The organism is Blastomonas sp., assembly GCF_046294995.1.
In the GTDB taxonomy this organism is placed as follows: Bacteria; Pseudomonadota; Alphaproteobacteria; order Sphingomonadales; family Sphingomonadaceae; genus Blastomonas.
Genome location: NZ_JBKBOG010000001.1, coordinates 828,742 through 840,349 on the forward strand (window position 1 = coordinate 828,742; position 11,608 = coordinate 840,349).

Below are 11,608 nucleotides of genomic sequence, written 5' to 3' on the forward strand. Positions count from 1 at the left end.
CTAATGCAAATCGGTTGCATTAGCGGCACGTCATTGCTATCGGCGCCCCATCGAGAAGGGGTGAGCAATGAAGAAGAATGTGTTGGTCGGGCTGCTGATGGCATCGGTTTGGACGTCGCCGACGTTTGCGCAGTCAGTCGGAACGGATTCCGTCGGCTCCGACGCACCAGAGGCTGATGACGATATCGTGGTGACTGCAGCCCGCACGGTTCTCCCCGCCAGTGCCCTGCCTTTGACAATCGATATCATCAGCAAAGAGGCGCTCGACCAACAGATCATTCTGTCGGGGTCGGTGACCGATGCCGTGGCGACGCTGACGCCGTCTTTCTCGCCGACGCGCGGCAAGCTTTCCGGCGCTGGCGAGACGCTGCGCGGTCGTTCGCCGCTCTATGCGATCAACGGCATCCCGCAATCGACCCCATTGCGCGACGGCAGCCGCGACGGCTTCACGATCGACGGCTTTTTCGTCGACCGGGTCGAGCTGATTTACGGGTCCAACGCGCTTCAGGGGATCGGCGGTACCGGCGGGATCGTCAACCAGGTCACGGTCGGCGCGCCGGTGCAGGAAGGCCTTTCGGGCCGCGTGCTTGTGCAGGGGACCGCCGACGGCGATGTCCGCTCGGATGGCCTTGGCGGCAAGGCTGCCGGGCTGGTCCAGTACAAGGCAGACCGCTTCGACGCCACCATCGGAGCATCGTATGAGCGGCGCGGCGTCTTCTATGACGCACGCGGCCGCCGCATCGGCCTCAACCTTACGCAGGGCGAAACCCAGACCTCCGACGCCGTGTCGCTGTTCGGGCGGTTGGGCTACGCTTTGTCCTCCACCGCGCGGCTCGACCTGATGGCAAGCCGCTACGAGCTCGAGGGCGATGGCGAATTCGTCGCGGTCGCCGGCAACCGCCTCACCGGCGTGCCCACCACCGCGGTGCGCGGGGCGCCTCCGGGCGACCCTGCCGCCAACCGCACCGAAAGCGTCGCGCTGACGCTGACCGATACCGATCTTGGCAGCGGCAATTTCGTCAGCCAGGTGTTCTTCAATCGCACGCGCGATACGTTCGGCGGTGAGCTCGCACCGATCGCGACGTTCCAGGATGTCCGCATCGCGCCGGTGGGGACCTTGTTCGATCAGTCGCAGAACCGGTCGCGGAAATTGGGCGGCAAGATCAGCTATGAGCGCGCCGTTCCCGGTTTCGAGGATCTGACCGCGATCATCGGCTTCGATGCGCTCTATGACACCACCGAGCAGCGGCTGATCGCGACAGATCGTGTCTGGGTTCCGCCCACCGATTTCCGCAGCCTCGCGCCGTTCGCGCAAGCCAACCTCCGGCTGTTCGATGGCCTCTTCCGGCTTGCAGGCGGGGTGCGGTGGGAGAATGTCGAGATCAAGATCGACGATTATACGACGCTGGCGACCACGACCACGCCACGTGGCGGGGTGCAGGTCTCCGGTGGCAGCCCCAAGTTCGACGATGTGCTGTTCAACGGCGGCGTCATTGTCGAGCCCGCGCAGGGCATCCGTCTGTATGCCAGCTACGCAGAGGGCTTCACCGTGCCCGATGTCGGGCGGATCACGCGCGCCATCGGGACGCCCGGTGTCGATCTCGACAACTTCCTGGATATCAGCCCGATCATTTCGAACAACCGCGAAATCGGCGCCGAGGTGAAGCGCGGTCCGCTTGATGCCAGCGTCACCTATTTCTGGTCGACCAGCACGCGCGGGCAGATCCTGGTGGCCCGGCCCGATGGCATTTTCGACGTCCAACGGCAGCGCGTCGAGATCGAAGGGCTTGAGCTCAACCTGGGGGTGCAGATGCCGATCGACGGCCTGCGCCTTTCGGCAGGCTATGCGCACATCCTCGGGCGCACCGACACCAACGCCGATGACCGGGTCGATACCGACCTGGATGGCACCAACGTTTCGCCCGACCGCCTTAACCTCGCCGCCAGCTTCGACCGGGGCAGGGTGTCGGCGCGGGTTCAGACGCAGTTCTACTTTTCGCGTACCTTCGACGGCCTCGTCCGCGATCCGCGCAACGACTTTGGCGGCTACACGCTCACCGATGCCTATCTTGGCTATCAGGTCGGGCCGGGCCGGGTCATCCTGAGCGCGCAGAACATCTTCAACCGCCAGTATATCGACTACAACAGCGATGTCCGGCTTCCCACCGACAACCTCTCGTTCTTCGCCGGGCGGGCGCGGACAATGACGCTGGCGTGGGACATGCGCTTCTGATGCGCACGCTGGACTGGCTGCACCGCTGGACCGGCGGATTGATCGGGCTGGTGCTGGTGGTGCTGGGCTTGAGCGGCACGGTGCTGGTCCACCGCGATGCGTGGATCATGCTGCCGCATGCCGGTGATGCACAGGTGGCAGACAATGCGGCGGTTGCAGGGGCGCTCGAGCAGATCATGGCGGACCCGGCATCGCGGCCGACCAGCGTGCTGTTCGCCAGCGACAGCTTCGGGCTCAACCGGCTGTCGTTCGCGGACAAAAGCGGGGCGTACACAGACCAGAACGGGGCGGTCGTCGCGACCTGGCAGAGCCTCTGGGAGCGGCCCGAGCTGTTCCTGTTCGATCTGCACCACCATCTGCTGGCGGGCGACACCGGCGAGATTGTGATCGGGATCGCCGGGCTATGCGGGCTGTTCTTCGTGATCAGCGGCACCATCCTGTGGTGGCGCACTCGGCGAACCTTCCGCTTTCGGCTGCTGCCATCACGCCTGACCCGATCGGCGATCGTATGGCATCACCGGGACCTCGGGATCATCATGGCGCCGTTGCTGTTGCTCACCATGTTCACCGGGACGACGATGATTTTCCGACCGGTGACGGCGTTGGTGCTCGGCCCGTCCGCCCCTGCGACGATAGAGGCCGCAATCAAGGCCCCCGATATCGCGCCGGCCCCGCTGGCAGAGCGACCAGACTGGCGGCGCATCGTCCGCACCGCGCAGCACAGCCTCCCCGGTGCCGAGATCCGCATTGTCAGCCTGCCGAAGGCGCCTGGCGGACCCATCACGATGCGGATGAAGCAGCCGGCAGAGTGGCTGCCCAATGGCCGCACGACTTTGTGGTTCGCGCCAGATACCGGCCGATTGATCGAGGCGCGCAACGCGCTGACGATGCCGGCAGCAGCGCAGTGGTTCAACATGTTTTACCCGTTGCACGCGGCCAAAGTGGGCGGGCTGCCGTATCGGATGCTGATGACGCTCGTCGGCCTTGCGCTGACGCTGCTGGGGTCGCTTACGGTATGGACCTTCTGGTTCCGCCGCAAACCTGCCGCGCGCAAGACGACGAAGGTCGTGCAGATTCCGGCAGAATGACCGTCTAGAGGTCGAACAGGCCCTCTTGCGAACCCTCGGGCGGGTTGAGCCCAAGGTGCTTCCACCCGCGCGCATTCAGGCATCGGCCGCGGGCGGTGCGTGCGATCAGGCCCAGCTGGATCAGATAGGGTTCGATCACATCCTCGATCGTGTCGCGCGGCTCGGACAGCCCCGCAGCCAGCGTTTCCACGCCGACAGGGCCGCCGCGATAGATGTCCGCGATCATCATCAGATAACGCCGGTCCATTGCATCGAGCCCGAGCCGGTCGACCTCGAGCCGGGTCAGCGCGGCATCCGCGGCGGGCGCATCGACGCTGATCGCACCTGCGACATTGGCGAAATCGCGCACCCGACGCAGCAGTCGCCCGGCGACGCGCGGGGTGCCGCGCGCACGGCGTGCGATCTCGGTTGCGCCATCGGGCGCGATGGCAAGGCCCAGCAGCCGCGCCGCGCGCGACACCACCGCTTCGAGTTCCTCGACCGTATAGAAATTGAGCCGCACCGGGATGCCGAAGCGGTCGCGCAACGGCGTGGTCAGCAAGCCCTGCCGGGTCGTCGCGCCGATCAGCGTGAACGCGGGCAGATCTATCCGCACGCTGCGCGCGCTCGGGCCTTCACCGATGATGAGGTCGAGCGCGCGGTCTTCCATCGCGGGATAGAGCACTTCCTCGACCACCGGATTGAGCCGGTGGATCTCGTCGATGAACAACACGTCGCCTTCTTCGAGGTTGGTGAGCAATGCGGCCAGATCGCCCGCCTTGGCGACGACCGGGCCCGAGGTGGCACGAAAGCCAACGCCCATCTCGCGCGCGATGATCTGCGCCAGCGTCGTCTTGCCCAGCCCCGGCGGCCCGAACAGCAGCACATGGTCGAGCGCTTCCGACCGTGACCGCGCCGCCTCGATGAACACGCGCAGATTGTCGCGCGCCGCCGCCTGGCCGATGAACTCGGCCAGCGTCTTGGGACGCAGCGCCGCATCATGGTCTTCCGGGATGCGCTCGGGGGTGAGGAGGCGGTCTGTGGTCATTTGATCGCTTTGCAAAATTCGTCTTGGGTCAGTTCCGCCTGCCTCAGGATGCCGGCAAGAGTCCCTGTCTTCACTTCCTTGTGCAGCGGGACAACGGTGCCATTCGAGCCACGGCGCATGACAACATGGCTTCCGCGCTGCCGCACCTGTTCAAAACCCAGTCGTTCCAGAGCCGCTATAATGTCCCGTCCGGCGAGCACCGGAAGTTTAGGCATCTTCCTGCACGGCGAATGTCGTAACCAAGGGCGCCCCCATCAGTTTCATCGGAAACACATCGAGATAGAGTTCAACCGCTTCGCGCAGATTGGCGATGGCATCATCCACGGAGTCCCCTTGGCTGGTCGTTCCTGTTTCAGGATTGAATGCAACAAAGCCGCCCTCTTCGGCTCGGGTGAGAATTGCAGTGACTTGCATGGGGCGATCCTTTCGCGGTCTGCTCACTCTTTAGCGCGCCGCCTTCTTCAAAGCCAGTCGCACCAGCGCGTCGAGGCTCGCGCCTTCGCCGAGTTCGTCCTCGGCGCCCGCCACCGCGCGCGCGGCATCGACGGGCTTGAAGCCAAGGTTCTGCAGCGCGGAGACCGCATCGGCGGCGTGGTTGCCGACCAGTGCAGGAGTGCCGATGCCTGCTGGGCCCAGCGACAGAGCGCCCATCTTGTCTTTGAGCTCGTTGACGATGCGGAGCGCCAGCTTGGGCCCAACACCTTGCGCGCGTGCTACCATCGCCTTGTCTCCCTGCGCCACCGCACGCGCAAGCTCTTCGGGGGTTAGCGCGGAGAGAATGCCCAGCGCCACCTTGGATCCCACGCCCTGAATGCCAGTGAGCAAACGAAAACCATCGCGCTCGCTGGCCGAGGCAAAGCCGATGAGCCGCATGTCGTTTTCGCTCACCTGCATCTCGGTGTGCAGCACGACCTTCTCGCCTGCTGCGCCGATGCCCGATAGCGTGCGTGAGGATGCGAACACCAGATAGCCGACGCCGCCGACATCGATCACCGCGTGATCGGGGCCGATGCTGTCGAGAATTCCGGTGAGTTTGGCGATCATGTTGGCACTTTCTGTGCGCTTGCGCGGGAGAAGAGCGGGTTAGCGCAGTTTCTCATGCCCCGCCAGATGCGCATGCGTGATCGCCACCGCCAGCGCATCCGCCGCATCGGGCCCTGTAATTTTGACCCCAGGCAAGAGCCGCTGCACCATGGCGTCGATCTGCGCCTTCTCGGCCGCCCCGGTGCCGACGATGGCCTTCTTGATCAGCCGCGGCGCATACTCGCCGATGGATACACCCCCCCGCGCCAGACCAAGCAACAGGGCGCCCCGCGCCTGCACCAGCTTGAGCGTCGATTGCGGGTTCTTGTTGACATAGATTTCCTCGATCGCTGCAGTGTCGGGCCGGTAATCGGTCAGGATCGTGGCGAGCGCGGTGTCGAGTTCCAGCAGGCGCGAGGGCAGCGCGGCCTTGGCGTTGGTCTTGATCTGGCCGTTGGCGACGTGACTCAGACGGTTCCCCTCGGACCGGATCACGCCCCAACCGGTGGTGCCGAGGCCCGGGTCAATGCCGATGATGATCAAAGCCCCTCCCCTTCAGGGGAGGGGTTGGGGTGGGGAAGTAAACTCCTAGGCCACCGATCAGGCGTGGTTTCAAGTTTTTCCAAAATCAGGTCCAAGACGGCTTCGAGGCACTGCCCGACCTCGTAGTTCGTGAACCGCATCGTGACATATCCCATTTCGGCCAGAGCGGCATCGCGTTTCGCGTCGCGCATAGGGTCGTGCGTGTCACCATCCACTTCAACGATGAGCCCCTTAGACGGGCACAGAAAATCGCAGATGAACGGCCCGATCACAGACTGTCGGCGAAACTTGTAACCGCCGAGTTGCGAGCTTTTCAGATACTTCCAGAGAATGATCTCAAAGGGCGTGGGGTTGTTGCGCAATTCTTTTGCGAACAATAACAGGCGCAGATTGTTGTCCATTCCCCACCCCAACCCCTCCCCTGAAGGGGAGGGGCTTTCTTAGTTCACCCCAACTTCTCCATCACTTCGTCCGAGACCTCGTAATTGCCCCAGACGGTCTGCACGTCATCGTCGTCGTCGAGCGCGTCGATCAGCTTGAACAGCGTCTGCGCGTCGGCTTCGGCGACATCGACGCGGACCTGCGGGCGCCAGGCGAGCTTGACGCTCTCGGCTTCGCCCAATGCCTTTTCCAGTGCGCCGGAGACCGCGTGCAGGTCTTCCATGTTGGTCCAGATGTCGTGGCCGTCTTCGGTCGATTCAATGTCCTCCGCGCCCGCTTCCATCGCGGCTTCGAGCACCTTTTCCTCGTCGCCAACGCTGGCGGGATAGCTGATCAGGCCCATGCGGTCGAAGCCGTGGCTCACCGCCCCCGATGCGCCGAGGTTGCCGCCGTTCTTGCTGAACGCGGTGCGGACGTTGGTGGCAGTACGGTTGCGGTTGTCGGTCAGCGCCTCGACGATCAGCGCGATGCCGCCCGGGCCATAGCCTTCATAGCGGATCTCTTCGTAATCTTCCCCGCCGGCGGCCGAGGCCTTGTCGATCGCGCGCTGGATGTTGTCCTTGGGCATCGACTGCGCCTTGGCGGCGTTGACCGCGAGGCGAAGGCGCGGGTTCATGTCGGGATCGGGCATGCCCATCTTGGCAGCCACGGTGATTTCGCGGCTGAGCTTGGAAAACATCGCCGAGCGCTTTTTGTCCTGCGCGCCCTTGCGGTGCATGATGTTCTTGAATTTGCTATGGCCTGCCATGGCGGATGTCTGCCTGTTCAGTTGAGGTGATGCGAATGCTGGTGGGCGCCTTTACACCAGCCCTGTGGTTCATAGCAACCGCTGCCACCAGCCAACGTCGCGCCAGGCGCCTAGCTTCCAGCCGACCTCGCGGTAAATCCCCACCGGGGTCATGCCCATCGCTTCGTGCAGCGCGATGCTGGCGGGGTTGGGCAGGGCGATTCCGGCGAACACCGCGTGGATGGACCGGCTGCGCAGCCGCTCGAACAACGCGGTATAAAGCAAACGGCCCAGGCCGCGCCCCTGCGCATCGCGCGCCAGATATATCGCGATGTCCGCCGATGTCGCATAGGCGGCGCGGGTGCGGTGCGGGCTGGCATAGGCGTATCCGACGATGATGCCGTCGAGCTCGGCCACCAGCCACGCGTGCGAACTGCCGTATTCGGCGATCCGTGCCGTCATCGCGCCCGCATCGGGCGCTTCGGTCTCGAAGCTCACCCAGCCATCGGCGACGAACGGCGCATAGATGGCCGCGATCGCTGCGCCGTCTGCCGGTTGGGCATCACGGATGTGCAGCGCCGCGGTCATGAGATCATCCCAGGCCCAGCGCAGCCTTGTAGGTTTCCAGGATCAGTTCCATTTCCTGGCGATCGTGCGCTTCCATTTTGCGCAGGCGAACGACCTGGCGCATGATCTTGGGGTCGTAGCCTTGCGACTTGGCCTCGGAATAGGTGTCGCGGATGTCGTCGGCGACGCCCTTCTTTTCTTCTTCAAGCCGCTCGATACGCTCGATGAAGAGGCGCAGCTGGTCGTCGGCGGACATGGTTTCGCTCATGATGTGTCTTTCGTTTGGGTGGCGCGCCCGGCGAATCTCCGGCCGCGAAAATGGTGGATCGCCCCCTTAAGGGTGGTCGGCGTTCTTCGCTACGCTTTCCTTCATCCGGGCAAGCTGTTCCTCGCTGGCCTCGCCCTGATAGCGCTCTTTCCATGTCGCAAAGTCCATGCCGTAGATCAGGCGGCGTGCAGCATCGCGATCGTCGGCCCCGCCAGCTTCCTGCACCCAATCGGCCAGGCAGTTGCGGCAGAAGCCGGCCAGCCCCATCAAATCGATGTTCTGAGCATCATGCCGGTGGCGCAAATGGCGCACGAGGCGGCGAAAGGCGGCGGCGGCGACATCGTCGGGAATATCCACATCGACCGGTGGCACAGGCGAGGCAGGGTCGGAATGTTTCATCATATTATTTCCAGATCGGTTTTGCGATTGATCATGCTCTGGCCTAAGTATCACAACGACATACCGCCGCGGCGCACGCGTTCGCGGTTCAGCCAGTTCGAGGAGTTTCAGTGAGCAAGACTATCGTCAAGCGCAACCGCAAGGTCAAGATTCTCGCGACGCTGGGGCCCGCCAGCAGCAGCGCGGAGATGATCGAAAAGCTGTTTCGCGCCGGTGCGGATGCGTTTCGCGTCAACATGAGCCATGGCGACCATGCCACCCACGCCGCGACGATCAACAGCATCCGGCAGATCGAGACCAGGTTGCAGCGGCCGATCACCATCCTGTGCGATCTGCAGGGCCCCAAATTGCGCGTCGGCACGTTCGAGGGGGGCAAGGCCTTCCTCAAGCACGGCCAGCATTTCACGCTCGATTCCAACCCCGAACCGGGCAATGACGAGCGTGCCTATCTCCCGCACAAGGAGATTTTCGCCGCGCTCGACAAGGGGCAGCGGCTGCTGATCGACGATGGCAAGATGGTGCTGCGCGTGCTGCGCCCCGGCGAAAGCGAGATCCTGTGCTCGGTCGAGGTCGGTGGGTTCATTTCGGATCGCAAGGGGCTGAATGTTCCCGACAGCCTGGTGCCGATGGCCGCGCTGACCGAAAAGGACCGCCGCGACCTGGCGTTTGCGCTGGAAATGGGGGCGGACTGGATCGCGCTCAGTTTCGTGCAGCGTCCCGACGATGTCGCCGAGGCGCGCAGCCTGATCGGGGGGAGGGCGGCCCTGATCGCCAAGATCGAAAAGCCCGCAGCGTTGAACTCGCTCGAGGAGATCATCGAGCTGTCCGATGCGGTGATGGTCGCACGCGGCGATCTGGGCGTGGAAATGGCTCCCGAGGACGTACCGGTGATGCAGAAGCGTATCGTCGAGACCGCGCGCCGCTCGGGCAAGCCGGTGGTGGTCGCGACCCAGATGCTCGAATCGATGATCACCAGCCCGTCGCCGACCCGCGCCGAGGTGTCAGACGTCGCCAACGCGGTCTATGATGGCGCCGATGCCGTCATGCTCTCGGCCGAGACCGCTGCAGGCGACTGGCCCGAACTGGCCGTCAGCATGATGGACCGGATCGCGACCCAGGTGGAGAGCGACCCCGGCTATGCCGCGCGGGTGCATTTCATCGAGACCCTGCCTGATTCGACCACGGCGGACGCGCTGTCGGCGGCGTGCAGCGAGATCGCCAAGACTGTCCGGGTCAGCGCGATCGTGTGCTTCACTTTGTCGGGCTCGACCGCGCGGCGCGTGTCGCGCGAGCGGCCCTCGGTGCCGATCATGGTGCTGACTCCGTCACGCGAAACCGCGCGCCGCGTCGGGCTGCTGTGGGGTGCCTATCCGGTGGTGACCCGCGATATCGGCAGCTTCGAGGAGATGATCGGCAAGGGCAAGCGGATGGCGCTGCGCCACGGCTTCGGCGAGGCCGGCGGGCGGATCATTGCGCTGGCAGGCGTCCCGTTTGGCACACCGGGTTCGACCAATGTGCTGCACATCGTGACGCTGACCGGGCAGGAGCTCAAGGGCTACAAGGATTAAGGGGAAGGCTGGGACTGATACGCCAGCGGGTGGGCGAGCAACAAACGGTCGCGGGTAAACAGCCGCGCCCCGCTCTGCTGCGCCTGGACGAGCAGAAGTTCGTCGAAGGGGTCCTTGTGGTTCAGGGGGGGCAAGCAGCGGCATCGCGGCGGTTTCAGGATCGGGCATGAGCAGGCTCAACTCGGCTGATTGAACGAATGCAGGCGCATCAATCGGATCGAGCGCGCCCTTGCGCTTCCCGGAAGAATAGCTGCGCGCCCACTTCAGCCTGATTTCCCAAATGGAAATGGCTGACACGATGATCTGATTATCATCCGAATCCAGCACTTCGTGTTCATGGGGAACAAGCGCGACGGGTCGGTCGCCATCCAGATAATGAAATGGGTATCGAGGAGAATATTCAATCTTCGAGACCAAGTACCCTACGGCTGAATGCCGGATCGTCGAACTCGGGCGGCCAAAGGTTCTGGCCCTCGATTTTATCCAGACCACGCCGCTTCCGCAGGGCTTCTCCAGCCTCCCAGTTCACTCCGCCCTTGCGTCGCTGGACCAGAGATTTCATCTCAGCAACCGCTCGGCCATCCTGCATGATCACCACGCGCTCGCCGCGCATGACTGCGGCCATGACTTCCGAAAAACGGGCCTGAGCTTCGCGGATCGACATTTCCATGGTCGGAAAATACCACAATCCGCGACATTCACACAGTCAGATTTTCCAGCACCCCGCGCGCCGTCAGATCAGCCTGCAGCCTCTGCGCATCGCGGAAGACATGGCCTTGCAATCCGCAGGAAATGGCGCCTGCGATGTTCGCTTCGCGGTCATCGATGAACAGCGCGTGCGCCGGGTCGATGCCGAAACGGTCGATGGCGAGGCGATAGATCGCGGGATCAGGCTTGGTCAGCTTTTCCGCGCCCGAGACGACGATATCCTTGAACAGGTCGAACACCGGTGCGGTCGGGCGGAACATGTCCCAGAACTCGACACCAAAGTTGGTGATGCCGAAAATCGGGTAGCCCTTCATTGCAAGCCGTTCGACCAGATCGAGCATACCGGGGACGGGGCCGGGGATGGTTTCCAGCCAACGCGGCACGTATTGCGCGATCAGTCGTTCGTGCTCGGGATACTGTGCGGTCAGTTCGGCCACCATTTCGGCCAGCGGCCGTCCGGCATCGTGTTGGTCATGCCATTGCAGCGTCACGACATGATTGACGAAATGGTCGAGTTCCGCCGGATCGTCGATCAGCTTGGAATAGAGGCACCGGATGTCCCACTGGAACAGCACGTTGCCGACGTCAAAGATGATCGTGTCTACAGGCTGCATCATGTCTCCGTTCGACGCGCAAGCAAAAGGCCCCGGAGCCTGCCGGAGCCTTTGCATGAATTTCGTACCTTCAAAGACCTGCGCGCACCTGCACGGTGCACGCGAGCCAGATCAGCCCTGGCGGGCCTTGAAGCGACGATTGGTCTTGTTGATCACATAGGTGCGGCCGCGACGACGGATCACGCGGTTGTCGCGGTGACGATCCTTGAGCGACTTCAACGAATTGCGAATCTTCATGACGTTCAGGCCCTTGATTGAAACTTCTGGTGCAGCGAAAGCGCCTGACAACCGCGCGTACAAGACGCGAATGCCGTGCTGGAACTTCCATGCCGGAAAGCGGCGCGGATACGTGGCAGGGCAGGCAAAGTCAAGCATCGCTGCCGACCGTGGAACCCTTTTTTA

Annotated in this window: 16 protein-coding genes; 3 read left to right on the forward strand and 13 right to left on the reverse strand. The window is 63.6% G+C overall.

What is annotated here, in order from left to right:
* Window positions 1–67 precede the first annotated feature (67 nt).
* Together ACK4R0_RS03810 and ACK4R0_RS03815 are read left to right on the forward strand one after the other, a co-directional pair.
* Window positions 68–2,233, forward strand: a complete 2,166-nt coding sequence (locus ACK4R0_RS03810; protein WP_409670398.1) for a TonB-dependent receptor — start codon at window positions 68–70, stop codon at window positions 2,231–2,233.
* Window positions 2,233–3,321, forward strand: coding sequence for a PepSY-associated TM helix domain-containing protein (locus tag ACK4R0_RS03815; protein WP_409670905.1), 1,089 nt, complete (start codon window positions 2,233–2,235; stop codon window positions 3,319–3,321). The genes ACK4R0_RS03810 and ACK4R0_RS03815 overlap by 1 nt, the downstream gene beginning before the upstream one ends.
* Window positions 3,322–3,325: 4 nt before the next feature.
* Here ACK4R0_RS03815 and ruvB read toward each other — a convergent pair whose 3' ends face one another.
* The 10 genes from ruvB to ACK4R0_RS03865 all read right to left on the reverse strand — a co-directional run bounded on the left by ruvB (window position 3,326) and on the right by ACK4R0_RS03865 (window position 8,319).
* Window positions 3,326–4,348 (reverse strand): Holliday junction branch migration DNA helicase RuvB, encoded by a 1,023-nt coding sequence (gene ruvB, locus ACK4R0_RS03820; protein ID WP_409670401.1) that lies wholly within the window; start codon window positions 4,346–4,348, stop codon window positions 3,326–3,328.
* On the reverse strand, window positions 4,345–4,563 hold the full coding sequence (locus ACK4R0_RS03825) for a type II toxin-antitoxin system HicA family toxin (RefSeq protein WP_409670404.1): 219 nt from the start codon (window positions 4,561–4,563) through the stop codon (window positions 4,345–4,347). Before ACK4R0_RS03825 ends, ruvB begins: the two co-directional genes overlap by 4 nt.
* Window positions 4,556–4,762, reverse strand: a complete 207-nt coding sequence (locus tag ACK4R0_RS03830; RefSeq protein WP_409670407.1) for a type II toxin-antitoxin system HicB family antitoxin — start codon at window positions 4,760–4,762, stop codon at window positions 4,556–4,558. Before ACK4R0_RS03830 ends, ACK4R0_RS03825 begins: the two co-directional genes overlap by 8 nt.
* Before the next feature lie 30 nt (window positions 4,763–4,792).
* The gene (gene ruvA, locus ACK4R0_RS03835) at window positions 4,793–5,392 is read right to left on the reverse strand and encodes a Holliday junction branch migration protein RuvA (protein WP_409670410.1); all 600 of its coding nucleotides are present in this window, start codon (window positions 5,390–5,392) and stop codon (window positions 4,793–4,795) included.
* 39 nt (window positions 5,393–5,431) lie between these two features.
* On the reverse strand, window positions 5,432–5,914 hold the full coding sequence (ruvC, locus tag ACK4R0_RS03840) for a crossover junction endodeoxyribonuclease RuvC (protein WP_409670413.1): 483 nt from the start codon (window positions 5,912–5,914) through the stop codon (window positions 5,432–5,434).
* Window positions 5,911–6,315, reverse strand: a complete 405-nt coding sequence (locus ACK4R0_RS03845) for an endonuclease domain-containing protein (RefSeq protein WP_409670416.1) — start codon at window positions 6,313–6,315, stop codon at window positions 5,911–5,913. Before ACK4R0_RS03845 ends, ruvC begins: the two co-directional genes overlap by 4 nt.
* 44 nt (window positions 6,316–6,359) lie before the next feature.
* Window positions 6,360–7,103, reverse strand: coding sequence for a YebC/PmpR family DNA-binding transcriptional regulator (locus tag ACK4R0_RS03850; RefSeq protein ID WP_409670419.1), 744 nt, complete (start codon window positions 7,101–7,103; stop codon window positions 6,360–6,362).
* A gap of 69 nt (window positions 7,104–7,172) precedes the next feature.
* Window positions 7,173–7,670: an arsinothricin resistance N-acetyltransferase ArsN1 family B gene (locus tag ACK4R0_RS03855; protein WP_409670422.1), complete on the reverse strand. Its 498-nt coding sequence runs from the start codon at window positions 7,668–7,670 to the stop codon at window positions 7,173–7,175.
* A gap of 4 nt (window positions 7,671–7,674) precedes the next feature.
* Window positions 7,675–7,917: a DUF2312 domain-containing protein gene (locus ACK4R0_RS03860; RefSeq protein WP_409670424.1), complete on the reverse strand. Its 243-nt coding sequence runs from the start codon at window positions 7,915–7,917 to the stop codon at window positions 7,675–7,677.
* A 66-nt stretch (window positions 7,918–7,983) separates the two neighbouring features.
* Window positions 7,984–8,319: a DUF1244 domain-containing protein gene (locus ACK4R0_RS03865; protein ID WP_409670427.1), complete on the reverse strand. Its 336-nt coding sequence runs from the start codon at window positions 8,317–8,319 to the stop codon at window positions 7,984–7,986.
* Between the two features lie 107 nt (window positions 8,320–8,426).
* Here ACK4R0_RS03865 and pyk point away from each other — a divergent pair, with 107 nt between their 5' ends.
* Window positions 8,427–9,884, forward strand: coding sequence for a pyruvate kinase (gene pyk / locus ACK4R0_RS03870; RefSeq protein ID WP_409670430.1), 1,458 nt, complete (start codon window positions 8,427–8,429; stop codon window positions 9,882–9,884).
* 400 nt (window positions 9,885–10,284) lie between these two features.
* On the opposite strand, the gene ACK4R0_RS03875 is transcribed toward pyk, so the two are convergent.
* The 3 genes from ACK4R0_RS03875 to ykgO form a co-directional block, all read right to left on the reverse strand.
* Window positions 10,285–10,554, reverse strand: coding sequence for a type II toxin-antitoxin system Phd/YefM family antitoxin (locus ACK4R0_RS03875; RefSeq protein ID WP_409670433.1), 270 nt, complete (start codon window positions 10,552–10,554; stop codon window positions 10,285–10,287).
* A 28-nt stretch (window positions 10,555–10,582) separates the two neighbouring features.
* Entirely contained in the window at window positions 10,583–11,209 is a 627-nt protein-coding gene (locus ACK4R0_RS03880; RefSeq protein ID WP_409670436.1) for an HAD family hydrolase, read from the reverse strand.
* 108 nt (window positions 11,210–11,317) lie between these two features.
* Entirely contained in the window at window positions 11,318–11,443 is a 126-nt protein-coding gene (ykgO, locus tag ACK4R0_RS03885) for a type B 50S ribosomal protein L36 (protein ID WP_003046794.1), read from the reverse strand.
* Between the last annotated feature and the right edge of the window lie 165 nt (window positions 11,444–11,608).